Below are 25,835 nucleotides of genomic sequence, written 5' to 3'. Positions count from 1 at the left end.
CTACGGTCTTGGCGGATGCAATAACGGCGACGTTATGAAACGTCGCCGCCAGAGACCCTTACTTGCCGCTTACGCTCACACCGTAGAAGGAGTTCAAGCCAAACGGGCTGATCTTGAAGTCCTGCACGTTGTTGCGCATGGGTTGATACACCGTCGAGTGCGCGATAGGTGTCATCGGGACTGCATCTTTGAGGATATGTTGCGCCTGCTTGTACAGCTCGGTGCGTTTGGCTACGTCGGAAGTCGCCTTGGCTTCTTTCACGATGCCGTCGAATTTCTTGTCGCACCACTTGGAGAAGTTGTTGCCGGCCAGGGAATCGCAGCCGAACAGCACGTTCAGCCAGTTGTCCGGGTCACCATTGTCGCCGCTCCAGCCAATGATCATGGCCTGGTTCTCGCCGCCTTTGGAACGCTTGATGTACTCGCCCCACTCGTAGCTGACGATGTTCACTTTCAGGCCGATCTGTTTCCAGTCGTTCTGCAGCATCTCAGCCATCAGCTTGGCGTTCGGGTTGTACGGACGCTGGACCGGCATCGCCCACAGGGTGATCTCGGTACCTTCCTTGACGCCGGCTTCCTTGAGCAAGGCCTTGGCCTTGCTCACATCAAACGGGGCGTCCTTGATGGTGGTGTCGTAGGACCATTGGGTAGGCGGCATGGCGTTGACGGCCAGTTGGCCTGCGCCCTGGTAAACCGAGTCGATGATCTGCTGCTTGTTCACCGACATGTCCAGAGCCTCACGCACGCGCAGGTCGGACAGCGGGTTCGGTGCGGTCTGGCCCTTGAGGACCGGCATGACGTTGTAGGCGATGTAGCCCAGGTTGAAACCGGCCTGGTGCGGCAGTTTCAGGTCCTTGTCTTCACCCAGCGCCTTGAGGTCGGCCGGACGCGGGAACAGGGTTACCTGGCATTCGTTTTTCTTCAGCTTCTGGATGCGCACCGACGGGTCGGTGGTGATGGCGAAGATCAGGTTGTCGATCTTCACGTCTTCAGGCTTCCAGTAATCCTTGTTGCCGGTGTAACGGATGTTGGAGTCTTTCTGGTAGCTCTTGAACACGAACGGACCAGTGCCGATTGGCTTCTGGTTGATGTCCTGTGCCTTGCCTTCCTTCAACAGCTGGGCGGCGTATTCAGCCGACTGGATGGAGGCGAAGCTCATTGCCAGGTTCTGGATAAAGGCGGCGTCCACGGTGCCTAGGGTGAACTTGACGGTGTGGGCATCGACTTTCTCGATGTTCTTGATGTTGGTGTCCATACCCATGTCCGTGAAGTACGGGAACTCGGTTGGGTAGGCTTTGCGGAACGGATCATCTTTGTTGATCATCCGGTTGAACGTGAACAGTACGTCGTCAGCCGAAAATTCACGAGTTGGCTTGAAGTACGGGGTGGTGTGGAACTTGACGCCTTCACGAAGGTGGAAGGTGTAGGTCAGGCCATCCGGGGAAACGTCCCAGGTGGTGGCCAGCCCAGGAACAACAGCGGTGCCGCCGCGCTCAAACTGGGTCAGACGGTTGAACATGGTCTCGGCCGAAGCATCGAAGTCTGTTCCGGTGGTGTACTGGCCTGGATCAAAACCGGCCGGGCTCCCTTCGGAGCAGAACACCAGGTTGCTCGCCGCTTGGGCGAAAGGTGCAGCAGCCATTAAACCGGCGCTGACTAATAACGGAATGACTGCGTGTTTAAGCATGTTGGCCTCATGATTTGTTGTCATTTTTGGTAGTGAGGGCGACCTCGTGAGTCGACCTGCGGATACTTATGCAGGGCCCATACCCAATGCAAGATGTTGAGAGCCTACAACGGCTAAACAGTGGTACGAACGTACACGAATGTCGCATATGTGTAAGTTCAGACACATTTACGCACTTTTGAGGGTTTTTTTCGGTGCGATACGCGCACCAGGAATGCCCAACCGAGGCGTCTGGCGCACTCGGTTGGGGCGTGCCTGTTACTTATTCAGACTGACGCCATAGAACGGTGTGAGTCCAAATGGACTGATTTTGAAATCCTGCACTTCCTTTCGAAGGGGCTGGAAAACCGTCGAGTTTGCAATAGGCGTTATAGGTACTTGTTCCTTAAGGATTTTTTGCGCCTGTTGATACCACTTGATGCGCTGCTCGCGGTCGCTGCTGACCTTGGCCTGCTGCACCAGCTTGTCGTAGGCGGGGTTACACCATTTTGCATAGTTGCTGCCCTTCACCGCAGCACAACTGTAGAGCACGCCGAGCCAGTTATCCGGGTCACCGTTGTCGCCGGTCCAGCCGTAGATCATCACGTCGTGCTCGCCGGCTTTGGCGCGTTTGATGTATTCGCCCCACTCATAGCTGACGATATTGGCCTTGATGCCGATCTTTTCCCAATCCTGCTGGATCATCTGCGCCGACATTCGGGCATTGGGATTGGAAGCGCGTTGTACGGTCATCGCCCACAGGTTGATGGTGGTTCCTGGTGCAACCCCTGCTTCTTTTAGTAGCGCCCGCGCCTTGGCCGGATCGTAGGGCGCGTCCTTGATGTTGGGGTCATAAGACCACTGCGCCGGAGGCAGGGCGTTCTGCGCCAATTGTCCGGCGCTCTGGTACACCGCCTTGATGATGGCCGGCTTGTCGATGGCCATGTCCAGGGCCTGGCGTACCTTGAGCTGGTCCAGGGGCGGGTGGGTCACGTTGTAGGCGAGAAAACCCAGGTTGAAGCCGGCTTGCTGAAGAACCCGCAGGTTGGGATCCTGCTTCATCACTTCAATGTCGGAAGGGCGCGGGTAACCGCTGACCTGGCACTCGCCGGCCTTGAGCTTTTGCAGGCGCACCGCAGCGTCCGGGGTGATCGAGAACACCAGGTTGTCGAGCTTCACATCCTCGGGCTTCCAATACTGTTTATTGGCGCTGTAGCGAATCTGCGAATCCTTCTGGTAACGCTTGAACACAAATGGCCCGGTGCCGACAGGCTTCTGGTTGATGTCGGCGGCCTTGCCTTCCTTGAGCAGCTGCGCGGCGTATTCGGCGGACTGCACCGAAGCGAAGCTCATGGCCAGGTTCTGCACGAAGGAGGCATCGACGTTGTTCAGGTTGAAGCGCACGGTGTGCTCGTCGAGTTTTTCGACGTTCTTGATCGTGGTGTTCAAGCCCATGTCGGTGAAGTAGGGCGACTCCGACGGGTAGGCCTTGCGGAACGCATTCTCGGGGTCGAGCAGGCGCTGGAAGGTGAACAACACGTCATCGGCGTTGAAGTCGCGGGTCGGGGTGAAATAGTCGGTGGTGTGGAACTTCACGCCATCGCGCAGGTGGAAGGTGTAGGTCAGGCCGTCTTTGGACACGTCCCAACTGGTTGCCAGGCCCGGTTCGACTTCGGTGCCGCCGCGCTTGAACTGGGTCAGGCGGTTGAACACGGTTTCGGCGGAGGCATCAAAATCGGTGCCGCTGGTGTACTGGCTGGGGTCGAAGCCGGCGGGGCTGGCTTCGGAGCAGTAGACCAGGGTGCTGGCCGCCTGGGCCATCGGCATAAATGCCAGCAGGCCGGCAGCGAGGAGAAGCGGTTTAAAGGCGATTCTTTCCATGGAGACCCCTGAGATGGCAGCTGAACACTGCCCAAACGAAAACGGCGGTTACCGAGGTTACCGCCGTTCAGGCAGCAGCAGATAGAGGGGCGAGTGCTTGTCAGTCCAGGTTTGGTGTGATTTCGATACGAGTAGGCGCAGAAGGATCTATCTCATAACCGTCGCTATCAATTTCATTGCTGCTTCGTAGGGTGATTGTTCTTGACGCTTTTACATTCAGGTCGGTAATAGGATCAAGTTCACCATTGTTTTCGTCGAGTTTGGTCAGTAGGAAATCGGATTTTGCGGTGACAGTGGTTACATCATCTGCAGGGTCATAATTGATGTAGTAGTGCGGATCACGTCCGCTGGCAAAAATGGGGCCTTTGAATCGGGATGTTTGAAATTCATCCGGGGCTGCGCCCAGCAACCATTGATTGGCAACTTCAGAAATTTTTGCCCTGAGCGCAGGATCAGGAATGACCTTTTCAAACTTCTCGATGTTTTGTTGTATGACGGCATCCAGCTCGGCGTTTGACAGTTTTTTGCCTTGTTCAAGTTCCAGAGCCTGTACCTGTTTGCCGATGTCAATTTCCAGCTGGATACCGTCCGGTGTTTGTAGGGTGAACTTGCTGCGATTGATATCTTTAATAAACTGCTCACTGTAATCACTCGTACCGAACGTCGAGGCAGTGGCGGTTGGGTGCGGCGTGGCCTTGGCCGGATCCTCCTCGGCTGTCCAGGAAATCTGCGGGATGCTCTGACCTTTGTCGTCCACCGCAATGCCGTATTTGTACTCGTTTGCGTCAAGGTTCAAATACGGGTCAAATTTTTCAGCCCCCTTCATTTTTGAGCCATTTACCTCTAGAAACTGATCGGCAATCGTCAGTTGAGGTGTGGGTTCCGGGCTTGGCGGAGAATCTTTGCGTTGCCATGGCCATCCGCCTTCCATCCCTCTTCTTTTCCATAACCCATTTTTATCCGGTGCTGCCAATATACCGGTACTCACCAGCTTTGACGGGTCATTCGGGTCTTGTACGTGCAACAGGTAACTTAACCCGTCCGCATCGTCAGGCTTATCAGCGACGAAGTATTTTTCGCCCCTGAATTCTATCTCGCGCATTCCCGGAAAGGAGGGCTTGGCCGTGGGTTCTACTGGAGGCACTTTTCCTGTTGTAACGGGGGCGGGTTCAACTTTCTCCGAAGTCTCAGGTCTTCGCACCAAGTCAAATCCTTTTGCCTCCTCGTTATATCTCCAGTTGTAATGTGGGGGTGTGGGAGACTCAAACGGTATGCGTTCTACCATCGAGGGGGCCAGTTCGTGCGCCAGCTGCAGGCCTGATATCACCGCCGCCGCGTTACCGCCAACGCGATCATCGGCTGTCATGCCATAAATAGAGTCATGGACGCCGAAGTAAATATTGCCCGCGTTGCCGAGGATGGGGAAGTAACCGAAGGTGCGCCCCCACAATTCTTTCGCGGCTTTCCAGGTTTGCTGCGATGAACCAAACACTTCGGTCTGGTCGGACCATACCGCGTTGCTGGCGTTAATCTCGTGGTATTTGGCGGCAAGAGTGGTGTCCAGGTCTCCGTATTTCAACCGATAAGCACCCCCGCGTGCTTCCGTATAGTTAAATGTTTCCTGCACGGGCACCCCTTTGTCTTTGAGGAGGTTTTGATAGCCCGGGTAGGAGGCAAAGTTTCCGGCAATAAGGTTGTCGAGCACATCCCCCGCTTTTGGCCAGTGAGCATCTTTTCCGCCCTGCCTGTCGCGGGCATTAAAACTTTGCAGTAAGTCACTTCGGTTGTTTTTAGCCCAGTCGGAAAAATCCTTATCACCCTTTATTTCACGGACTGTGCCGTTCTTCAAATCGATCATCAATCCCTTATCGGGCCTGTGCTTATAGTGACCGTCAAAAGGGGTGTAAGGAATGAAGGCATACCCGGCCAGTGGGTAGCCATAGATGTTGGGGATAATAACTTGTCCATTCTTATCCAGGGTACGCCTGGTGGCCTCTTGATCTTCATTGCTTAGTTTTTCGAAAGTATCTTTATCACTCACCAGGCTTTGCAAGGTTCCCCGTACAACATACGCGTCTGCCTTCCCCGAGCGTTTCGCCAATGGGCCCGACTCGTCCCGCATGGGTTTGGCTATCTCATCTTTCCAATGACCCTGAAGTTGCGCGCCTAATGACTCCAGAATGTTGATCTTGGTCCGGTCTTCAGGCTCGATTTCCATCTCTTGGAAGTTGAGCAGGCCGCCTCCCGGTGGCCTGTCGTGCTTAAGGGCTCCGGCTGCAATTTCCCATGCAAAATAGGTGCGTTTTTCCGTATTGGTCTGTACTTCCGGCTTCCATTTTCCTACATAGGTATTGAACGTCACCGTGATTTTTTCATGGGGGTCGTATCCGGCAGCCAACAGCCCACCACTAAAGTAACCGGCAGGATCAAAGAACTGGCGAGCTTGCAGGAACCTGCTAGTGCTTGTGCTTTCGTTACTGCCTTCTATGTTCTTGATCTGCGTTACTACGCGATTCGCGTAGTCATCAATGCGTTGCTTTCGCTCTTGCTGCGTAAGATTCTGCGAGGGCGGAGGAACGGTGAACGAGCCATAAATGACGCTCTTGGCGATGTCTAATTCATGATTCGGTGCAAGGTGTGCAATGGGGTTTTGTTCGGGAGCATTTTTTTTGCTCACCTCTCCAGGAAGTCCATTTTTGGGAGAGGGCGAATAGTCAATGTTTTGTAGATGACGACTGTGCTCCTGGTGCGGCTGAATATTCAATTCGGAAGGATAGGTTGTTACTAAAGGCAGGCTCGGGGAAGACGAACGCATACTCATTATCACCTCGCGTTATGGGTGTAGCTCATCAGGTTGATTATTTGATGTGACGCAATAGTATTCCGTCCGCGCGCTGTTCTATTACGCCATCTCAGTCGTTCTGCTTTCAGCGGGTTAACGTTTAAAAAATGGAATTTTTATTATCGGGTATGCACCGCTCATCTGCCTGGCCGGGCCATAACAAACGTTATGGCGGACTTCTCTGGGACAGTGTGGCTGCCTAGTTGCAGCAAGGTCATGGATGAATTATTTATAATTGGGTGGTTATAGGCAGGCGCGCGGTTCCTTTCTGTGCCTATTCCATTCGCGAGAATTAGTTTCATAAGCGGCCGTCTGCCGTTTTTGAGAAAAGGCTGATGCTCAGACACACGGAAACGACGCGTAGGACAGCAGGCTGAAGTGAGAATCGGGTGTTGGAGATGATGTGATGGTGACGCCGCGTAAAAAAAACGGCGCTGGCCTTGGAAGGCAGCGCCGTTTTTACAGGACTACAAGGCTTACTGAAGGACTTCAATCACCCCATCGGCGCTCATGCTCACTTGACTGGTGCCGGCTTCGACTTCCGGCGTCGGCGCCGAATCCATCGCTGCGGCCTTCATCATCATCCCACCGCGGGCGTAGGGCTGTGGATAACCGTTGGTGTTGAAGTTCAGGTTGACGATTTTGTAGCCCTTGCCGCCCAGCGCGTCGGTGGCCAGTTGTGCACGGGCCTTGAACGCGGTGACCGCTTCTTTAAGCAAGGCATCTTCGCTGGCCTTGCGGGTCGGGTTGGCGATGGCGAAATCCATGCTGTCCATTTTCAGGTTGGTCAGCATGTCGCCGGTGAGCTTGGACAGTGCGGCGAAGTCGGCACTTTCCATGCGCAGTTCGGCGCGCTCACGCCAGCCGGTGATCTTCTGGTTCTTGTTGTCGTAGATCGGGTAGCTGTTGCGGCTGCCCTGGCGCAGGGTCACGCCTTTGACTTCGCGGGCCTGGGCCAGCGCCTTGTTCATGGTGGTGGTGATTTCGGCGGCCAGCTTGGCCGGGTCGGTGTTCTGCGACTCGGTGTAGAGGGTGACGATCATCTGGTCGCGCGCCACTTCCTGGCTGACTTCGGCACGCAGGGAAATCTGGTTGTAATGCAGTTCATCGGCAGCCATCGCCGGCAGGCTGGCGAGGGTAGCGGCGCCGAGGGTGAGGGTGGCTGCACTGCGAATGAAACGTGACATGGAAGCTCCTTGAGATGTTCGTGTTCGGTAAGACTGTAGACGCAAGGTTTCAGTTCTTCGGGTTTACACATTCGCTACAAGTTACCGGATGCCGACGAACGGTCATGTTCCTGACCCCTGCGTCAAAGAGCCACACACGCCGTGCCAGCGCTGTCGCTTCGTTTATACTCCGTGCGATCCGCCTGCAGCGCTCATCGGGAGAGCTCATGCTCGCCGCCGTAAAACTGACTTCCGCCACCCGCCAGAACCTTTGGCGCCTGACGTTCATCCGCACCCTGGTGCTGGCCGCACAGGCCGGCTCGGTGGGGCTTGCCTATTGGTTCAACCTGCTGCCGCTGCCGTGGTTGCAACTGGCGGTCACCCTCGGGTTTTCCACGGTACTGTGCGCGTTTACTGCCATCCGCCTGCGCACCACGTGGCCGGTGACTGAACTGGAATACGCGCTGCAACTGGCCTGCGACCTGTTTATCCACAGTGTGTTGCTGTACTTCTCCGGTGGTTCCACCAACCCCTTCGTTTCCTATTATTTGGTGCCATTGACCATCGCTGCGGTGACCTTGCCGTGGCGCTATTCGGTGGTGCTGTCGGGCATCGCCCTGGCCCTGTACACCCTGCTGCTGGCGCAGTTCTACCCGCTGCAAACTTTCCCCATCGCCCGGGAAAACCTGCAGATCTACGGCATGTGGTTGAGCTTCGCCCTGTCGGCGGCGGTCATCACGTTCTTTGCCGCGCGCATGGCGGAAGAGCTGCGCCGCCAGGAAGAGCTGCGCGCCATTCGCCGTGAAGAAGGCCTGCGCGATCAGCAGTTGCTGGCCGTCGCGACCCAGGCCGCCGGTGCGGCCCACGAGTTGGGCACGCCGCTGGCGACCATGAGCGTGCTGCTCAAGGAAATGACCCAGGACCATCACGACCCGGCCCTGCAAGATGACCTCGGCGTGCTGCAGGAGCAGGTCAAGCAGTGCAAGTTGACGTTGCAGCAACTGGTGCGCGCCGCCGAAGCCAATCGCCGCCTGGCGGTGGAGATGCAGGACGTCACCCAGTGGCTGGACGAAGCCCTGAACCGCTGGCACCTGATGCGTCCCGAAGCCAGTTACCGTTTCCACCTGCTGGGCCAGGGCGCAGTGCCGCGCATGGCGCCGCCGCCGGACCTGACCCAGGCGCTGCTGAACCTGCTGAACAACGCCGCCGATGCGTGCCCGGAAGGGTTGGAAGTGACCCTGAACTGGGACGCGGAAGACCTCACCATCAGTATTCGCGACCACGGCGCCGGTGTGCCGCTGGCGATTGCCGAGCAGATCGGCAAGCCATTCTTTACCACCAAGGGCAAAGGCTTCGGCCTGGGCCTGTTTTTGAGCAAGGCCAGCGTGACCCGCGCGGGCGGCTCAGTGAAACTCTATAGTCATGAGGAAGGCGGCACGCTCACCGAGCTGCGCCTGCCCCGTGTCGCACGAGGAGACATCGATGAGTGACGAGATCCAAGTCGAAGGCGAAGAACTGCCGCACCTGCTGCTGGTAGATGACGACGCCACCTTTACCCGCGTGATGGCCCGCGCCATGAGCCGTCGTGGCTTTCGTGTCAGCACCGCAGGTTCCGCCGAGGAAGGCCTGGCCATCGCCACCGCCGACCTGCCGGAATACGCCGCCCTGGACCTGAAAATGGACGGTGACTCCGGCCTGGTGCTGCTGCCCAAGCTGCTGGAGCTGGACCCGGAAATGCGCGTGGTGATCCTCACCGGCTATTCCAGCATTGCCACCGCGGTGGAGGCCATCAAGCGCGGCGCCTGCAACTACCTGTGCAAGCCGGCAGACGCCGACGACGTGCTGGCCGCCTTGCTCTCCGAGCACGCCGACCTCGACACCCTGGTGCCGGAAAACCCGATGTCGGTGGACCGCCTGCAGTGGGAGCATATCCAGCGGGTGTTGACCGAGCACGAAGGCAATATCTCCGCCACCGCCCGTGCTCTGGGCATGCATCGCCGGACGTTGCAGCGCAAGCTGCAGAAGCGCCCGGTACGACGTTGAACGGCGACTGAACAATCTGCTTCAGGCTGCACGGAGCCCCGGATCGATCGGCTATGATCGGTCCGACGCCTGTTCTTTATTTCCTACCGAGCCTGAACAATGAATCAGAACGCTGAGTATTCCGCGGTCAATGACGCGGTGCGTGGGCAATTTTTAAGGAAAGTCTGGGCGCTGATCACCCCTTACTGGCGCAGTGAGGAGAAGGGCAAGGCCTGGCTGTTGTTGCTGGTGGTGCTGGGGCTGTCGCTGTTCAGTGTGGCGGTGTCGGTGTGGTTCAACAGCTGGAACCGTGACTTCTACAACGCCCTGGAAAAAAGGACTACGACGCCTTCACCCATTTGCTGATGTACTTCAGCGTGATCGCCGTGGTGGCGATCGTCACCGGGGTGTTCACGTCTTATTTGCAGCAAATGCTCACCATCCGCTGGCGGCGCTGGCTGACCGAAACCTACTTCGCCAAGTGGCTGAGCCAGAAGAACTACTACCACCTGGAATACGGCGGCTACACCGATAACCCCGACCAGCGTATCTCCGAAGACCTCAACGCCTTCACCAGCAGCACCCTGAGCCTGGGCCTGGGTTTTATCAGTAACCTGGTCAGCCTGGTGTCGTTCTCGGTGATTTTGTGGGGCGTGTCCGGCAGCATTGAAGTGTGGGGCATTACGATTCCCGGCTACATGTTCTGGGCGGCGCTGGTGTATGCCGTGCTGGGCAGTTGGTTGACCCACTTGATTGGTCGAAAACTGATCGGCTTGAGCAACCGCCAACAACGGTTTGAGGCCGACTTGCGTTTCAGCCTGGTGCGGGTGCGCGAGAACGCCGAAAGCATCGCGCTGTTCAATGGCGAGCCGAATGAACACCAACAGCTGAGTGCACGTTTCGGGCGGGTGTGGAGCAACTTCTGGAGCATCATGCAGCTCAAGAAGCGCCTGAATTTCTTCACCAGCGGTTACTCGCAGATTGCGATCATCTTTCCGTTTGTGGTGGCCGCGCCGCGCTACTTTTCCGGGCAGATAGAGCTGGGTGTGCTGATGCAGGTGGCCAGTGCCTTTGGCAGCGTGCAGGGCAGCCTGAGCTGGTTTGTCGACGCATATACCGTGTTGGCCAGCTGGCGCGCGACCTGTGATCGTCTGCTGAGTTTTGGCGAGGCGATGGAAGAAAACGAAGGCCGCAACATGGGCATTGAGTTGCAGCGTCAGGGCGGCAATTTGCAGATGAACAACCTCAGCCTGGACCTGGCCGATGGTCGTCACCTGCTCGACGGCGCCAACCTGACCGTCGCCGAGGGGGAGCGCCTGATGCTCAGCGGTCGCTCCGGCAGCGGTAAATCTACCTTGCTGCGGGCCATGGGTAATCTGTGGCCAAACGGTCACGGCAACATTCGCTTGCCGGCCGAGCGTTACCTGTTCCTGCCGCAGAAGCCGTATCTGCCGATTGGCACCTTGCGCGGCGTGTTGAGTTATCCACAGGAGGAGGGCGCCTACCCGGCGGAACGTTATGCACAGGTGCTGGAAACCTGCCGCCTGGCGCATCTGATTCCGCGGTTGGATGAAGCCAATCACTGGCAGCGCATGTTGTCACCGGGTGAGCAGCAGCGTCTGGCGTTTGCTCGCGCATTGCTGTTTGAGCCGCAATGGCTGTACATGGATGAAGCTACGTCGGCGATGGACGAGGAGGACGAGGCGGCGCTGTATCAAGCGTTGATCGATGAGTTGCCGGGGTTGAGCATCGTCAGCGTCGGGCACCGCAGCAGCCTCAAGCGCTTCCATGGGCGGCATGTGCGGATCGAGAACGGGCAGTTGGCGGAGCAGGTGCTGGTTTGAGACTTTGGGGCATATCCGTTTCTTCGGTAACGGCTGCTTATGGTTTCGCTCTTACAGCGACTCACTTTGGAAAAGCCGGAATGCCGGCCCAGCCCAAAGTAAGCAAAGGGCTCTGCCCCGCCTGTCGGCACCTCGCTGTGGCTCGGTGTTCCCTCACTCCGGCATTGCTCCGCGGGCCGCCGCGACGGGGCGTCCCTGCCCCGTCGCGGCTAAACCGGCGTCCTGCCGGTTTACCCGCTCCTCAATCCCTGCGTTCGGCCTCGGGCTTATTGGGGCAGTCAGATCAAGATCAAAAGCAAGAGCACAGCGGCCTACAGGCCGGCTTGAGTGGTAGAAGCCAGATCAAAAGCGAAAACCAAATCTGAAACTGATGCAGCTCTGCTTTTCTGTGGGAGCTGGCTTGCCTGCGATGCAGACACCTCGGTTTTTCAGGTACACCCAGTTGATGCCATCGCAGGCAAGCCAGCTCCTACAGTTGGACCGTGCCCGCTTTTGATTTTGATTTTGCCTTTGCTTCACACCACTCAAGCCGGCCTGTAGGCCGCTGTGCTGTTGATCTGCTTTTGATCTTGATCTTAGGCGCCCCGTTAAACCACGCTGGCCGAACGCAGGTAGTACGGAGCGGGTAAACCGGCAGGACGCCGGTTTAGCCGCGACGGGGCAGGGACGCCCCGTCGCGGCGGCCCGCGTAGTAATGCCGGAGTGCGGGCACACCGAGCCTGAGCGAGGTGCCGAGTGGTGGGGCAAGAGCCTTTTGGTTACTTTTGGGCTCCTTTCAAAAGTGACCCGCCGTAAGGGCGGAACCCATAGCAGCCCCGACCGCAGCAACGGATATGTACTCACTCCATCCAACGAAGCCAAACAAAAAAAGCCCGGCTGATCATCGATCAGCCGGGCTTTTTCATGTCGCTTGAAAACGTATTACTTCTTCAAGCCGTAATGCTCATCCAGCATCCCCGGGGCGTTTGGCGTTTTTGGCGCGTAGTCCCGTGGCGGTTCCTGGTTTTCCCGGGGTGGGGTCAGGCGTTCCCGTGGCGCTTGCGGTGCATCGGAATGCAGCGCGGCCAGCAGACGCTGGCGGGTGATGTCGTCCAGGGCCAGGCGGTTGGCACCCTCGGCGAGATGATCCTGTACTTCCTGGTAGCTCTGAGTGAGCTTTTTCACCAGGGTCGCGGTGCTGTTGAAGTGGGTAACAACCTCGTTCTGATAACTGTCAAAACGTTCCTGAATGTCATCCAGCTGACGCTGCGTGCGGTTAGGCGCGGCATTCGGCAGCAGGCGGGCAACCAGGAATCCAATGGCGACACCGGCAACCAAGGCGAGAGTCGGCAACAACCAAACTAAGAGCGAGTGTTCCACGAGTCCTTCCTCTATAAACGGCTTTGCTTTACGTTAACGGCTCGGACCTGCGCTGTATACCGCGATTAAGCTCGCAATGATGCCATGCACAGACTTTTAGCTAGACGAGTCGACCCCTTGAGAGGTCACGGAGTTCCTTCCTTGCTGATGCGTGAAACCCCTGTTTTGATCGATGGCCCGGTAGGCCAACTGGAAGCCCTGTATCTGGATCACCCCGAGCCACGTGGCCTGGCGCTGATCTGCCACCCTAATCCGGTGCAGGGCGGCACCATGCTCAACAAAGTCGTATCGACCCTGCAACGCACTGCGCGCGATGCCGGCTTGATCACATTGCGATTCAATTATCGCGGTGTCGGCGCCAGCGCCGGTACGCACGATATGGGCACCGGTGAAGTCGACGACGCCGAAGCCGCCGCCATCTGGCTGCGTGAAAAACATCCCGACCTGCCGATCACCTTGCTGGGGTTTTCCTTCGGCGGGTTTGTGGCGGCCACCCTCGGCGGCCGTCTGGAAGCCAAGGGCGAAAAACTCGCCCACCTGTTCATGGTGGCCGCGGCCGTGATGCGCCTGCGGGATAACGACGTGTTGCCACAAGGCTGCCCATTGACCGTGATCCAGCCGGAAACCGACGAAGTGGTCGACCCGCAGCTGGTCTACGACTGGTCCGCCGCCCTGAATCGCCCCCATACGCTTCTGAAAGTGGCAGAATGCGGACACTTTTTTCATGGCAAGCTGACCGATCTCAAGGATCTTGTGCTGCCACGTCTTTCGAATTGATGACAAGCGATCACCCATGACGACCCGTACCCGCATCCTCACTGGCATCACCACTACCGGCACGCCGCACCTGGGCAACTACGCCGGCGCGATTCGCCCGGCGATCCTTGCCAGCCAGGACGCCAATGCCGACTCCTTCTACTTCCTGGCCGACTACCACGCCCTGATCAAGTGCGATGACCCGCAGCGCATCCAGCGCTCGCGCATGGAAATCGCTGCGACCTGGCTGGCCGGTGGCCTGGATGTGAACCGCGTGACGTTCTATCGCCAGTCCGACATCCCGGAAATCCCCGAGCTGACCTGGTTGCTGACCTGCGTGGCGGCCAAGGGCCTGCTCAACCGTGCGCACGCCTACAAGGCCTCGGTGGACAAGAACCTGGAAAACGGCGAAGACCCGGATGCGGGCATCACCATGGGCCTGTACAGCTACCCGGTGCTGATGGCGGCGGACATCCTGATGTTCAACGCCCATAAGGTGCCGGTCGGTCGTGACCAGATCCAGCACGTGGAAATGGCCCGGGACATCGGCCAGCGCTTCAACCACCTGTTCGGCAATGGCAAGGAATTCTTCACCATGCCCGAGGCGCTGATCGAAGAAAGCGTCGCCACCTTGCCGGGCCTGGATGGCCGCAAGATGTCGAAGAGCTACGACAACACCATCCCGTTGTTCACCAGCGCCAAGGACATGAAGGACGCGATCTCGCGCATCGTCACCGACTCCCGCGCGCCGGGCGAAGCGAAAGATCCGGACAACTCCCACCTGTTCACCCTGTACCAGGCATTTGCCACCAAGGCCCAGGAAGAAGAATTCCGCGGCGAACTGCTGCAAGGCCTGGGCTGGGGCGAGGCGAAGAACCGTCTGTTCCAATTGCTGGACGGCCAACTGGGTGAGGCGCGTGAGCGTTACCACCACCTGATGTCGCGCCCGTCGGACATGGAAGACCTGCTGCTGATCGGCGCCCACAAGGCCCGCGCTGTGGCGGCACCGTTCCTGGCCGAGCTGCGTGAAGCGGTGGGCCTGCGTTCGTTCGTCAACCCGGTCGCCGTTGCCGCCACCACCAGGAAGAAAGCTGCGAAAGCCGCACGTTTTGTCAGCTTCCGCGAAGACGACGGCAGCTTCCGCTTCCGTTTGCTGGCGGCCGAAGGCGAGCAACTGCTGTTGTCGCGCAACTTTGCCGACGGTAAAGCCGCCGGCGCGGTGACCAAGCAGCTGCAATCGGGTCAGGCGCTGGATGTACGCAGTGAAGCCTCGAGCTTCAGCGTGTGGCTGGACGGTGAAGTCGTCGCCGATAGCCCGGCGTTCGCCGACAGCGTCTCGCGGGATGCGGCGATCGAAGCCTTGCGCGTTGCGTTGACCCCACTCGAGGATTGACCCGACCAAGGGTTGATTGCCATTCTTCAGGGCCGTCGTTACAGTGGCGGCCCGTTTTTGTTGCCTTGCTAACGAATTATGACGCCCCTAGAACGATATCAAGCTGATCTGAAACGCCCGGAATTCTTCCATGACGCTGCCCAGGAAACTGCGGTGCGCCATTTGCAACGCCTGTACGACGATCTGGTCCAGGCCTCGCAGAACAAGCCGGGCATGTTCAGCAAGTTGTTTGGCAAGAAAGACCACACGCCGGTCAAGGGCCTGTACTTCTGGGGTGGTGTTGGCCGGGGCAAGACTTACCTGGTCGATACCTTCTTTGAAGCGCTGCCGTTCAAGGAAAAAGTCCGTACTCACTTCCACCGCTTCATGAAGCGCGTACACGAAGAGATGAAGACCCTGCCGGGCGAGAAGAACCCGCTGACCATCATCGCCAAGCGCTTCTCGGAAGAAGCCCGGGTGATCTGTTTCGATGAGTTCTTCGTGTCCGACATCACCGACGCGATGATCCTCGGCACCCTGATGGAAGAGCTGTTCAAGAACGGCGTGACCCTGGTCGCCACCTCGAACATCGTGCCCGATGGCCTGTACAAGGACGGCCTGCAACGCGCGCGCTTCCTGCCGGCCATTGCCCTGATCAAGCAGAACACCGACATCGTCAACGTCGACAGCGGCGTCGACTACCGCCTGCGTCACCTTGAGCAAGCCGAACTGTTCCACTACCCGCTCAACGAAGTGGCCCAGGAAAGCCTGCGCAAAAGCTTCCGCGCGCTGACGCCGGAATGCACCCAGGCGATCGAAAACGACAAGTTGATCATCGAAAACCGCGAAATCATTGCGTTGCGCACCTGCGATGACGTGGCCTGGTTCGAATTCCGCGAACTGTGCGACGGCCCCCGCAGCCAGAACGACTACATCGAATTGGGCAAGATCTTCCACGCGGTGATTCTGAGCGGCGTCGAGCAGATGAGCGTCACCACCGACGACATCGCGCGGCGCTTTATCAACATGGTCGACGAATTCTACGACCGTAACGTCAAGCTGATCATCTCGGCGGAAGTCGAACTCAAGGACCTCTACACCGGCGGTCGCTTGAACTTCGAATTCCAACGGACCTTGAGCCGCTTGCTGGAAATGCAGTCCCACGAGTTCCTGTCGCGGGCGCACAAGCCGTAAGCGATGTGCTCGAAATGAAAAAGGCCCGCAGCGATGCGGGCCTTTTTTACGCGGCTTGCTGGAATTGCTGGCGGTACTGGTTGGGCGACAACTCGGTGTGTTGCCGGAACAGCCGCGCAAAGAAGCTCGCGTCGTCGTAACCCACCTCGTAGCTGATGGTCTTGATGCTTTTGCGACTGCCGGACAGCAAGCCCTTGGCCGTCTCGATGCGCAGGCGTTGCAGGTAGTGCAGCGGCTTGTCGCCGGTGGCGGTCTGGAAGCGGCGCATGAAGTTGCGGATGCTCATGCCGTGCTCCCGGGCCACGTCTTCGAAGCGGAACTTGTCGGCGAAGTGTTCTTCGAGCCAATGCTGGATCTGCAGGATGATCACGTCCTGGTGCAGCTTCTGGCCGCCAAAACCGATACGCCCCGGGGCATAGCTGCGTTGCACTTCATAAAGGATGTCGCGGGCGACCGCCTGGGCGATGTTGGCGCCACAGAAGCGCTCGATCAGGTAGATGTAGAGGTCGCAGGCCGAGGTGGTGCCGCCGGCGCAGTAGAGGTTGTCGGCGTCGGTCAGGTGCTTGTCCTGGTTCAGTTGCACCTTGGGGAAGCGTTCGCTGAAGGCGTTGAAGAAGCGCCAGTAGGTGGTCGCCTCCTTACCGTCCAGCAAGCCGGCTTCGGCGAGCCAGAACACCCCGGTGGCTTCGCCGCAGAGCACGGCGCCACGGGCATGTTGCTCGCGCAGCCAGGGCAGTACTTGGGGGTAGCGTTGGCACAGTGAGTCGAAGTCGTCCCAGAAGGCCGGGAGCACGATGATGTCGGCGTTTTCGAGGCCTCCGTCCACCGGCATGATCACGTCGCTGAAGCTGCGCACCGATTGCCCGTCAGGGCTGACCAGGCGGGTTTCAAACGCAGGTGTGAGGCCCTGGCCCAGCTGTTTGCCGTAGCGCAGGCTGGCGAGGTGGAAAAAATCCTTGGCTTGCATGAGGGTTGAAGCGAATACCCGATCAATGGCCAAAATGCTGACGCGCCGCAAGGGCGTGGAGATTTGGTTAGACATAATTTCATTTATTCTTATAGGGGAAAGTGGTCACCAGACGGCTGGATCGTCTTATTTTTTGTCGCATGTGTCCAGTGTCCCGTGACGCCTTCGCGGCTTAGGCTCTGTGATCCCGGTCTTGTCCGACAATTCACGCAGGTGACCCATGATTCCCAGAACCTTGTTCAGCTCGGAGCACGAACTCTTCCGCCAGAGCGTGCGCACCTTCCTCGAAAAAGACGCGGCGCCGTTCCACGGGCAATGGGAAAAGCAGGGCTACATTGACCGCAACCTGTGGAACAAGGCGGGGGAGGCGGGGATGCTGTGCTCGCACCTGCCGGAAGAGTACGGCGGCCTCGGGGCGGACTTTCTCTACAGCGCGGTGGTGATCGAAGAGATCAGCCGGCTGGGGCTGACCGGGATTGGTTTCTCCCTGCATTCGGACATCGTCGCGCCTTACATCCTGCATTACGGCAGCGAGGCGCTGAAGCACAAATACCTGCCCAAGCTGATCTCCGGGGAGATGGTCACGGCCATCGCCATGACCGAGCCGGGTGCCGGGTCGGACCTGCAAGGGGTCAAGACCACGGCGGTGCTGGACGGTGATGAATACGTGATCAACGGCTCCAAGACGTTCATCACCAACGGCTACCTGGCGGACCTGGTGATTGTCGTCGCCAAGACCGACCCCAAGGCCGGCGCCAAGGGCACCAGCCTGTTCCTGGTGGAAGCCGACACGCCGGGCTTCGACAAGGGCAAGCGCCTGGAGAAGGTCGGGATGAAGGCCCAGGACACCTCGGAGCTGTTCTTCCAGGATGTGCGTGTCCCCAAGGAAAACCTGCTGGGGCAGGCCGGGATGGGCTTTGCCTATCTGATGCAGGAGTTGCCCCAGGAGCGCCTGACGGTGGCGATTGGCGCGCTGTCTTCAGCCGAGGCGGCGTTGCAATGGACGCTGGAGTACACCCGCGACCGCAAGGCGTTCGGCAAGGCGATCATCGACTTCCAGAACACCCGTTTCAAGCTCGCGGAAATCGCCACGGAAACCCAGATTGGCCGAGTGTTTGTCGACAAGTGCATGGAGCTGCACCTGGAAGGCAAGCTCGATGTGCCCACGGCGGCGATGGCCAAATACTGGGCCACGGACTTGCAGTGCAAGGTGCTGGATGAGTGCGTGCAGTTGCACGGGGGTACGGCTTTATGTGGGAATACCCGATTGCCCGGGCGTGGGCGGATGCGCGGGTGCAGCGGATTTATGCGGGGACGAACGAGATCATGAAGGAGATTATTGCGCGGGCGCTTTGACGGCGCAGAGAGATTCATGTGGCGAGGGGGCTTGTCCCCGTTGGGCTGCGCAGCAGCCCCAATAAGCCACCTCATTCTTTCAGGCCAGCCGAGGTGGCAGGTTTCAGGGCCGCTTCGCAGCCCAACGGGGGACAAGCCCCCTCACCACAGGGTCAATCACGGCGCAGGATTCGGATGATCCTTCTGGATCGCCTCAATCCCCGCCAGCACGTCATCCGACAGTTTCAGGTCGGCGCTGGCGATGTTGCTGTCCAGCTGCTCCAGGGTCGTTGCGCCAATGATGTTGCTGGTCACGAACGGCTGTTGTGTCACAAACGCCAATGCCATCTGCGCCGGGTCCAGGCCGTGCTCGCGGGCCAATGCCACATAGCGGCTGCAGGCTGCTTCCGACTGGGCGTTGAAGTAGCGGCTGAAGCGGCTGTAGAGGCTCAGGCGGCCCTTGGCCGGGCGTGCGCCACCTTCGTATTTGCCGCTGAGCATGCCGAAGGCCAGGGGCGAATAGGCCAGCAACCCACATTGTTCACGGATGGCGATTTCCGCCAGGCCCACTTCAAAGCTGCGGTTGAGCAGGTTGTAGGGGTTCTGGATCGACACCGCGCGGGTCCAGCCGCGGGCTTCGGCCAGGGCCAGGAACTTCATGGTGCCCCACGGGGTTTCGTTGGACAGGCCGATGTGGCGGATCTTGCCGGCCTTGACCTGCTCATCCAGGGCTTCGAGGGTTTCTTCCAGCGGGGTCAGGTCCTCTTCAGCTTTGTGCTTGTAGCCCAGTTGGCCGAAAAAGTTGGTGCTGCGCTCGGGCCAGTGCAGTTGGTAGAGGTCGATCCAGTCGGTTTGCAGGCGCTTGAGGCTCGCGTCCAGGGCTTCGGCGATGTGCTTGCGGTTGTGCTTGAGGCTGCCATCGCGGATGTAGTCGATGGTGTTGCCGGGGCCGGCGATCTTGCTGGCGAGGATCCAGTCGGCACGGTCGCCACGGCTTTTGAAGTAATTACCGATGTAGCGCTCGGTGGTGGCGTAGGTGTCGGCCTTGGGCGGTACCGGGTACATTTCTGCGGTGTCGAGGAAGTTGATTCCCGCGGCCTTGGCCCGTTCGATCTGTGCGAAGGCCTCTGCCTCGCTGTTCTGCTCGCCCCAGGTCATGGTGCCCAAGGCTATCGCGCTCACGTTCAGATCGGTTCGGCCCAGCTGTCGATAGTCCATCGAGTACTCCTTCGGGGAAAACAATCATAAAAGCAGGTTGAAATTTTTTTGGCAATCTGCATAATTGCCCACCTCTTTCTGCAGTGGAAGTGATGCGCCGCCTGCCGAAGAATCTTGCCGTTGAACGGACGCGCCGACCCGAGCCCCCGATAGCGTCTGTATCCGGCTGCCTTTGACTTGTCAAAGTACGCACTATTCAGTAAGATCCGCCGTCTAATTTACAGGGCGGCCCCTGAGGCTATTAAAGAATGACAACTTTTACTGCAAAACCAGAAACAGTTCAGCGCGACTGGTTTGTCGTCGACGCCGCTGGTCAGACCCTGGGTCGTCTGGCCACTGAAGTCGCCAGCCGTCTGCGTGGCAAGCACAAGCCTGAGTACACCCCTCACGTTGATACCGGTGACTACATTGTCATCATCAACGCTGAGCAGGTACGTGTTACCGGCAACAAAGCGCAAGACAAAATGTACTACCGTCACTCCGGTTTCCCAGGCGGTATCAAGTCTTCGAACTTCGAAGGCCTGATCTCCAAAAAGCCTGAAGCCCCGATTGAAATCGCGGTCAAAGGTATGCTGCCGAAGGGCCCACTGGGTCGCGACATGTATCGCAAGCTGAAAGTCTATGCGGGCGCTGCTCACCCTCATGCTGCTCAGCAGCCCCAAGAACTGAAGTTTTAACGGAATAGTTCATTATGTCGGCGACTCAAAATTACGGCACTGGCCGTCGCAAAACCGCTACCGCTCGCGTTTTCCTGCGTCCGGGTACTGGTAACATCTCGATCAACAACCGCACTCTGGAAAATTTCTTCGGTCGCGAAACTGCCCGCATGGTAGTTCGTCAGCCGCTGGAATTGACCGAGACCGTTGAAAAGTTCGACATCTACGTCACCGTTATCGGTGGCGGTGTAAGTGGTCAAGCTGGCGCAATCCGCCACGGTATCACTCGCGCTCTGATGCAGTACGACGAAACCCTGCGTGGCGCTCTGCGCAAAGCTGGCTTCGTTACTCGCGATGCTCGTGAAGTTGAACGTAAGAAAGTTGGTCTGCGTAAAGCGCGTAAGCGTCCGCAGTACTCGAAGCGTTAATTCGCTTTTACGTTCCAGAAAACGCCCAGCCTCCTCACGGAGCTGGGCGTTTTTTATTGCCTGCTATTTATGTAAAAAAATCTCTGTGACAACTTGCCACATCCGTAGAGCCCCTATACTCAAAGGCTTGGAGCCAGTGCCGGGGGTAATTACCTTGTCAGACGTGGGGCTTTTCATTACCATTCGGCAAAATTTTTATAAGTTCAGATTTAACACTTAGTAGACGCCTGATTTAACAGGCCACAAAGCTGATGGGAGAGGACTGAATGAGCAATGACGGCGTGAATGCAGGCCGGCGTCGCTTCTTGGTAGCAGCCACATCCGTGGTGGGTGCTGCAGGAGCGGTGGGGGCTGCGGTCCCGTTCGTGGGGTCATGGTTTCCCAGTGCCAAGGCGAAAGCCGCAGGTGCACCGGTGAAGGTGAATGTCAGCAAGATCGATCCAGGCCAGCAAATGATTGCTGAGTGGCGCGGTCAGCCAGTGTTCATCGTTCGTCGTACCGAGGAAATCCTGGGAAATCTGAAGAAGATCGAGGGCCAACTGTCTGACCCCGACTCGAAGAATTCCGACCAACCCGCTTACGTCGATAAGGAAATTCGCTCGATCAAGCCGGAGATTCTGCTGCTGATCGGTATCTGCACCCACTTGGGTTGCTCTCCCACCTTCCGCCCGGAAGTGGCGCCCGCGGACCTGGGCAAGGACTGGGTCGGGGGCTATTTCTGCCCGTGCCACGGTTCTCACTACGACCTCGCCGGCCGCGTCTACAAGTCACAACCCGCACCACTGAACCTGCCAGTTCCGCCACATCACTACGAGACTGACAGTGTCATTGTCATTGGCGTCGACGAGGGGGAGAAAGCCTGATGAGCAAGTTCATGGATTGGGTGGATGCGCGTTTCCCCGCGACCAAAATGTGGGAAGACCACCTCAGCAAGTACTACGCACCGAAGAACTTCAACTTCTTCTATTTCTTTGGCTCCCTGGCACTTCTGGTACTGGTCAACCAGATCGTTACCGGTGTCTGGCTGACAATGAGCTACACCCCGTCGGCCGAAGAAGCCTTCGCCTCCGTCGAATACATCATGCGCGACGTCGAGTACGGCTCGATCCTGCGTCTGCTGCACTCTACCGGCGCCTCGGCGTTCTTCATCGTCGTCTACATGCACATGTTCCGTGGCCTGCTCTACGGTTCGTACCAGAAGCCCCGCGAGCTGGTGTGGGTGTTCGGCATGCTGATCTACCTGGCGCTGATGGCCGAGGCCTTCATGGGCTACCTGCTGCCGTGGGGCCAGATGTCCTACTGGGGTGCCCAGGTGATCATCTCGCTGTTCGGCGCGATCCCGGTCATCGGCAACGACCTGACCCAGTGGATTCGTGGTGACTACCTGATCTCCGGGATCACCCTGAACCGCTTCTTCGCCTTGCACGTGGTGGCCTTGCCGATCGTGATCCTGGGCCTGGTGGTGCTGCACATCCTGGCGTTGCACGAAGTGGGTTCGAACAACCCCGACGGCGTGGACATCAAGAAGCACAAGGACGAAAACGGCGTACCGCTGGACGGCATTCCGTTCCACCCGTACTACACCGTGAAAGATATCGTCGGCGTGGTGGTGTTCCTGTTCATCTTCTGCTCGATCGTGTTCTTTTTCCCGGAGATGGGCGGTTATTTCCTCGAGAAACCGAACTTCGAACAGGCGAACGCCTTCAAGACCCCCGAACACATTGCCCCGGTCTGGTACTTCACCCCGTTCTACGCGATCTTGCGTGCAATTCCCGACAAACTCATGGGCGTTATCGCCATGGGCGCGGCGATTGCGGTGCTGTTCGTGCTGCCCTGGCTCGACCGTAGCCCGGTCAAGTCCATGCGCTACAAGGGCTGGCTGAGCAAGATCTGGCTGTGGGTGTTCTGCATTGCGTTCGTGATCCTGGGTGTACTGGGCGTGTTGGCGCCGACCCCGGAGCGTACGTTGCTGTCGCAGGTCTGCACCTTCCTGTACTTCGCCTACTTCATTCTGATGCCGTTCTACACCCGGCTCGAGAAGACCAAACCGGTACCGGAAAGGGTGACTGGCTGATGAAAAAATTATTCGTTGCATTCATTCTTGCGGCCTTGCCGCTGCTGTCTTTCGCCGCTGAACACGGCCCAGAGCTGGAAAAAGTCGACATCGATGTGTCGGACAAGGCTGCGATGCAGGACGGGCTGCGCACGTTCACCAACTACTGCATGGGCTGCCACAGTGCCAAGTTCCAGCGTTACGAGCGCGTAGCCGATGACCTGGGCATCCCCCATGACGTGATGCTCAGCCACTCGGTGTTCACCGGTGCGAAGATCGGCGACCACATGACCATCGGCATGCAACCGGCCGACGCCAAGACCTGGTTCGGGGCTGCACCGCCCGACCTGACCCTGGTGGCCCGTGTGCGTGGTACCGATTGGCTCTACGGCTACCTGAAGTCCTTCTACGAAGACCCGACGCGTCCCTACGGCGTGAACAACAAGGTGTTCCCGAACGTCGGTATGCCTAACGTTCTGGTCGGCCTGCAAGGCCGCCAGGTGGTAGGATGCAAGCAAGTACAAATCGTCGAAGACGGCAAGAAGCAGTATGATCCGCTCACCGGTACGCCTTTGACTCATGAAGCGTGCGATCAGCTGACCATAGTGCCGAAGACCGGCGCGCTGAACGAAGAGCAGTTCGACGAGAAGGTCAAGAATCTGGTGACCTTCCTGGCCTACTCGGCCAACCCAGTGAAGCTGCAGCATCAGCGCATTGGTACCTATGTGTTGCTGTACCTGGCCTTCTTCTTCGTGTTCGCCTATCTGCTGAAACGCGAATACTGGAAGGATGTGCATTGATCCAACCGTAAGTAATTGCTGTTAATCTTGCGCGCCCAGCGGCATCTCTGAAGGTAAGTCTGGTTTATCCAGGCGTCACGGAGATGCTCACTGGGCGCGCTCGTTTTTGAGCTTCCGATAATTTCAACAAGCGAGGAGGACCGCCATGGGCGTGACCAATCGGTTGGCCTGTTACTCCGACCCCGCCGACCACTATTCCCACCGAGTACGCATCGTGCTCGCAGAGAAGGGTGTCAGCGCAGAGATCATTACTGTGGAGGCGGGGCGTCATCCGCCGAAGCTGATCGAAGTGAACCCTTACGGCAGCTTGCCCACCCTGGTCGATCGTGACCTGGCGTTGTGGGAGTCAACCGTGGTGATGGAATACCTGGATGAGCGTTATCCCCATCCGCCGTTGTTGCCGGTGTATCCGGTGGCGCGTGCCAACAGCCGCCTGCTGATCCATCGGATCCAGCGTGACTGGTGTGGCCTGGTGGACCTGATTCTGGATTCACGCAGTAAAGAAGCGGCCCGGGTTCAGGCGCGCAAGGAATTGCGCGAGAGCCTGACCGGTGTTTCGCCGTTATTTGCCGACAAACCTTTTTTCCTCAGCGAGGAACAAAGTCTGGTGGATTGCTGCCTATTACCCATACTCTGGCGCTTGCCGATTTTGGGCATTGAATTGCCGCGGCCTGCCAAGCCGCTGCTTGACTACATGGAGCGCCAGTTTGCGCGTGAGGCTTTCCAGGCGAGTCTGTCTGGTGTCGAACGCGATATGCGCTAAGGCTTAAGGAGCCGTTGATGAACTCCAGTCGACCTTACCTGGTCCGCGCGCTCTATGAGTGGATAGTGGACAACGATTGCACCCCGCACATGCTGGTCAATTCCGAGTTTCCTGCGGTTCAGGTACCGCAAGGTTTTGCCAGTGACGGACAAATCGTCCTGAACGTTTCACCCAGTGCCGTGCGACACCTGCACATGGACAATGAAGCGGTCAGCTTTGAAGGGCGTTTCGGCGGTGTGCCGCATACGCTGTTCGTGCCTATTGGCGCCATCCTCGGGATTTACGCCCGGGAAAACGGCCAGGGCATGGTGTTTGATCTGGAGTCGTCCCTTGAGGAAGACGAAGCGATCGAGCTCGAAGGCGAAGATGATGTACCGCCGCCGGATTCCGAGCCACCGCGTCCAAGCGGTCGGCCGAGTCTGAAAGTGGTGAAGTAACAAAACGCCGGTCCTCGGGCCAGTGTTAAAAATGCCTCGGCAATGCCGGGGCATTTTTTTGCCCGATGAAAACCCCGGCGGTTATAGATGAAAGTCATGACGTAACGGTGATCGTACAACCGCCATGGGCTATCATGCGTACTTCTGATCGCCGAGATAGATGATTCATCATGGAAAACGCCAGCGCCGCCCCTCGTCTTCCCCGCAAGCGCCGCAGCCTTGCCCAGGAATTGGTCACGGTGTTGTCCGAGCAGATCCGCGACGGCCAACTCAAACGTGGCGACAAACTGCCCACCGAGTCGGCGATCATGGACGCCCATGGGGTCAGCCGCACCGTAGTGCGTGAAGCCATCTCGCGGTTGCAGGCGGCGGGGCAGGTGGAAACCCGCCACGGTATTGGCACCTTTGTGCTGGACACGCCAAGCCCCAGCGGTTTCCGCATCGACCCGGCCACCGTGGTGACGCTGCGGGATGTGCTGGCCATCCTTGAGCTGCGGATCAGCCTGGAAGTGGAGTCTGCCGGGCTCGCCGCCCAGCGTCGCAGCGAGGAGCAATTGGCCGGTATGCGCGCCGCCCTCGATGCCCTGAACGAAAGCGCGGCCCACGCCGGTGATGCGGTGGCGTCGGATTTCCAGTTCCATCTGCAGATTGCCCTGTCCACCGGCAACCGCTACTTCACGGACATCATGACCCACCTGGGCACCAGCATCATTCCGCGCACGCGGCTGAACTCGGCCCGCCTGGCCCATGATGACCAGCAGCACTACATGAGTCGCCTGAGCCGTGAACACGAAGAGATCTATGAGGCGATCGCTCGCCAGGACTCGGACGCGGCACGGGCGGCCATGCGGTTGCACCTGACCAACAGCCGTGAGCGGCTGCGCCATGCCCATGAAGAGGCAGAAGCGCAGCGCGGTTAATTCCAGCCTGGAAGGCTTGAAAGCTCATTTTGGCGAGGGAGCTTGCTCCCGTTGGGCCGCGCAGCGGCCCCAAAACCATTCCCCCGAGTTCTGTCTGAAAGAACCCCGTGTTCCCGCTGGGGCTGCTTCGCAGCCCAACGGGAGCAAGCTCCCTCG

20 protein-coding genes and 2 pseudogenes are annotated in these 25,835 nt (G+C 58.4%); 15 read left to right on the top strand and 7 right to left on the bottom strand.

What is annotated here, in order from left to right; all coding sequences use genetic code 11:
* Positions 1-58: 58 nt before the first annotated feature.
* The 4 genes from JFV30_RS24305 to JFV30_RS24290 form a co-directional block, all read right to left on the bottom strand.
* Positions 59-1,687: an ABC transporter substrate-binding protein gene (locus JFV30_RS24305; RefSeq protein WP_201125377.1), complete on the bottom strand. Its 1,629-nt coding sequence runs from the start codon at positions 1,685-1,687 to the stop codon at positions 59-61.
* A 258-nt stretch (positions 1,688-1,945) separates the two neighbouring features.
* Positions 1,946-3,547, bottom strand: coding sequence for an ABC transporter substrate-binding protein (locus JFV30_RS24300; RefSeq protein WP_201125376.1), 1,602 nt, complete (start codon positions 3,545-3,547; stop codon positions 1,946-1,948).
* A 100-nt stretch (positions 3,548-3,647) separates the two neighbouring features.
* Positions 3,648-6,362 (bottom strand): hypothetical protein, encoded by a 2,715-nt coding sequence (locus JFV30_RS24295; RefSeq protein ID WP_201125375.1) that lies wholly within the window; start codon positions 6,360-6,362, stop codon positions 3,648-3,650.
* A 503-nt stretch (positions 6,363-6,865) separates the two neighbouring features.
* Positions 6,866-7,576: an SIMPL domain-containing protein gene (locus tag JFV30_RS24290; protein ID WP_010175080.1), complete on the bottom strand. Its 711-nt coding sequence runs from the start codon at positions 7,574-7,576 to the stop codon at positions 6,866-6,868.
* Positions 7,577-7,782: 206 nt separating this feature from the next.
* Between JFV30_RS24290 and JFV30_RS24285 the strand changes: the two genes are divergently transcribed.
* From JFV30_RS24285 to JFV30_RS24275, 3 genes and pseudogenes are all read left to right on the top strand, one after another.
* Entirely contained in the window at positions 7,783-9,045 is a 1,263-nt protein-coding gene (locus JFV30_RS24285) for an ATP-binding protein (RefSeq protein WP_201125374.1), read from the top strand.
* A complete protein-coding gene (locus tag JFV30_RS24280; RefSeq protein WP_003216016.1) occupies positions 9,038-9,598 on the top strand; it encodes a response regulator transcription factor in 561 nt (186 codons plus the stop codon). The genes JFV30_RS24285 and JFV30_RS24280 overlap by 8 nt, the downstream gene beginning before the upstream one ends.
* 99 nt (positions 9,599-9,697) lie before the next feature.
* Positions 9,698-11,421 (top strand): annotated as a pseudogene (locus JFV30_RS24275) (ABC transporter ATP-binding protein/permease).
* 921 nt (positions 11,422-12,342) lie between these two features.
* Here the strand turns inward: JFV30_RS24275 and JFV30_RS24270 are convergent.
* On the bottom strand, positions 12,343-12,780 hold the full coding sequence (locus JFV30_RS24270) for a YhcB family protein (protein WP_010170781.1): 438 nt from the start codon (positions 12,778-12,780) through the stop codon (positions 12,343-12,345).
* 147 nt (positions 12,781-12,927) lie between these two features.
* Here JFV30_RS24270 and JFV30_RS24265 point away from each other — a divergent pair, with 147 nt between their 5' ends.
* The 3 genes from JFV30_RS24265 to zapE all read left to right on the top strand — a co-directional run bounded on the left by JFV30_RS24265 (position 12,928) and on the right by zapE (position 16,102).
* A complete protein-coding gene (locus JFV30_RS24265) occupies positions 12,928-13,557 on the top strand; it encodes an alpha/beta hydrolase (RefSeq protein WP_201126236.1) in 630 nt (209 codons plus the stop codon).
* Positions 13,558-13,573: 16 nt separating this feature from the next.
* Positions 13,574-14,929 carry a tryptophan--tRNA ligase gene (locus tag JFV30_RS24260; RefSeq protein ID WP_201125373.1) on the top strand — a complete coding sequence of 452 codons (1,356 nt, stop codon included), beginning with the start codon at positions 13,574-13,576 and terminating at the stop codon, positions 14,927-14,929.
* 78 nt (positions 14,930-15,007) lie between these two features.
* Positions 15,008-16,102, top strand: a complete 1,095-nt coding sequence (gene zapE / locus JFV30_RS24255; protein ID WP_003216025.1) for a cell division protein ZapE — start codon at positions 15,008-15,010, stop codon at positions 16,100-16,102.
* A 46-nt stretch (positions 16,103-16,148) separates the two neighbouring features.
* Here the strand turns inward: zapE and JFV30_RS24250 are convergent, their stop codons facing one another.
* Positions 16,149-17,069, bottom strand: coding sequence for a GlxA family transcriptional regulator (locus JFV30_RS24250; protein WP_172834601.1), 921 nt, complete (start codon positions 17,067-17,069; stop codon positions 16,149-16,151).
* Between the two features lie 220 nt (positions 17,070-17,289).
* Between JFV30_RS24250 and JFV30_RS24245 the strand changes: the two are divergent.
* Positions 17,290-18,425, top strand: a pseudogene (locus JFV30_RS24245) (acyl-CoA dehydrogenase family protein).
* Between the two features lie 156 nt (positions 18,426-18,581).
* On the opposite strand, the gene JFV30_RS24240 reads toward JFV30_RS24245, so the two are convergent.
* Positions 18,582-19,622, bottom strand: a complete 1,041-nt coding sequence (locus JFV30_RS24240) for an NADP(H)-dependent aldo-keto reductase (protein ID WP_201125372.1) — start codon at positions 19,620-19,622, stop codon at positions 18,582-18,584.
* Between the two features lie 248 nt (positions 19,623-19,870).
* Between JFV30_RS24240 and rplM the strand changes: the two genes are divergently transcribed.
* The 8 genes from rplM (at position 19,871) to JFV30_RS24200 (ending at position 25,679) form a co-directional block, all read left to right on the top strand.
* A complete protein-coding gene (gene rplM / locus JFV30_RS24235) occupies positions 19,871-20,299 on the top strand; it encodes a 50S ribosomal protein L13 (protein WP_003216032.1) in 429 nt (142 codons plus the stop codon).
* A gap of 14 nt (positions 20,300-20,313) precedes the next feature.
* Positions 20,314-20,706, top strand: a complete 393-nt coding sequence (gene rpsI, locus JFV30_RS24230; protein ID WP_003216038.1) for a 30S ribosomal protein S9 — start codon at positions 20,314-20,316, stop codon at positions 20,704-20,706.
* 266 nt (positions 20,707-20,972) lie between these two features.
* The gene (petA, locus tag JFV30_RS24225; protein WP_003216040.1) at positions 20,973-21,569 is read left to right on the top strand and encodes a ubiquinol-cytochrome c reductase iron-sulfur subunit; all 597 of its coding nucleotides are present in this window, start codon (positions 20,973-20,975) and stop codon (positions 21,567-21,569) included.
* A complete protein-coding gene (locus JFV30_RS24220; protein ID WP_003216042.1) occupies positions 21,569-22,780 on the top strand; it encodes a cytochrome b in 1,212 nt (403 codons plus the stop codon). The genes petA and JFV30_RS24220 overlap by 1 nt, the downstream gene beginning before the upstream one ends.
* A complete protein-coding gene (locus JFV30_RS24215) occupies positions 22,780-23,559 on the top strand; it encodes a cytochrome c1 (protein WP_010170751.1) in 780 nt (259 codons plus the stop codon). The genes JFV30_RS24220 and JFV30_RS24215 overlap by 1 nt, the downstream gene beginning before the upstream one ends.
* A gap of 145 nt (positions 23,560-23,704) precedes the next feature.
* Positions 23,705-24,322, top strand: a complete 618-nt coding sequence (locus tag JFV30_RS24210) for a glutathione S-transferase N-terminal domain-containing protein (protein WP_010170749.1) — start codon at positions 23,705-23,707, stop codon at positions 24,320-24,322.
* A 17-nt stretch (positions 24,323-24,339) separates the two neighbouring features.
* Positions 24,340-24,759: a ClpXP protease specificity-enhancing factor gene (locus JFV30_RS24205; protein ID WP_010170747.1), complete on the top strand. Its 420-nt coding sequence runs from the start codon at positions 24,340-24,342 to the stop codon at positions 24,757-24,759.
* Positions 24,760-24,929: 170 nt separating this feature from the next.
* Complete coding sequence (locus JFV30_RS24200; protein ID WP_010170744.1) at positions 24,930-25,679, top strand: FadR/GntR family transcriptional regulator; 750 nt, start codon at positions 24,930-24,932, stop codon at positions 25,677-25,679.
* Positions 25,680-25,835 lie beyond the last annotated feature (156 nt).

Origin of the sequence: Pseudomonas sp. TH32, from assembly GCF_016650855.1 — a bacterium.
In the GTDB taxonomy this organism is placed as follows: domain Bacteria; phylum Pseudomonadota; class Gammaproteobacteria; order Pseudomonadales; family Pseudomonadaceae; genus Aquipseudomonas.
Note: the sequence above shows the minus strand (reverse complement) of the source record. Positions and strands in the feature narration are given on the sequence as shown.